General features: G+C 78.7%; 1 protein-coding gene. It reads right to left on the bottom strand.

Features of this window, described 5'->3' with window-relative positions; genetic code table 11:
• Positions 1-201, bottom strand: a 201-nt coding sequence (locus D476_RS38640; RefSeq protein ID WP_204367035.1) for a hypothetical protein, incomplete at its 3' end; no start/stop codon positions are given.
• Between the last annotated feature and the right edge of the window lie 448 nt (positions 202-649).

Below are 649 nucleotides of genomic sequence, written 5' to 3' on the forward strand. Positions count from 1 at the left end.
TCGCGCCCCATCCGCTCCGGCAGGGACATGTCCACGACCGGTCGCTCCCTTCCCAGGACCGACGCCCGGCCGGCCCAGTACGGCGGGGCCGCCGCGGTCGGCGGTGCCCCACACGTTCTCGTCCTCGGTCAGCCAGGTGCTGCGGTTGCGCTCCCGCTCGGGCCCGCCCGCACCGGCCCCTCCGCCCATCGGCGGCATCATGGGCGGCATCATCGGGCCCCCGGGGCCGCCGCCCGCGGCACCGGCCGCACCTGCGCCTCCCGCACCCGCACCGGGCGCGCCGAAGCCGCCCGTTCCCACCGCGCCGCCGCCGACGCCCGAACCGGGCCCCGGGAGCCCGCCCGCGCCGCCGGAGGCCGATACCCCCGGTCCGGGCGAGGCTCCGCCGCTCACACCGTCGGCCCCGCCGCCCGCCGAGCCGGAGCCCGACATGTCGACCGTGCCTCCGGAGGGGCGATCACCACCGCCGCCCCCGGACAGGCTGCCTGAACCGGCGAGGGGACGGTCTTCTGACGACCCCGGACTCCCGGAGCCCGGGGCCCCGTCAGAGGAGCCCAGGCCCCACGAACCACCAGAGCCGCCCCAGCCGACATCGGGCACATCGACCGACCCGCCGGGCAGCGAACCGCCATCCGACGACGACCCCAGA

The sequence above is a fragment of the Nocardiopsis chromatogenes YIM 90109 genome (assembly GCF_000341185.1).
Taxonomy (GTDB): Bacteria; Actinomycetota; Actinomycetes; order Streptosporangiales; family Streptosporangiaceae; genus Nocardiopsis_A; species Nocardiopsis_A chromatogenes.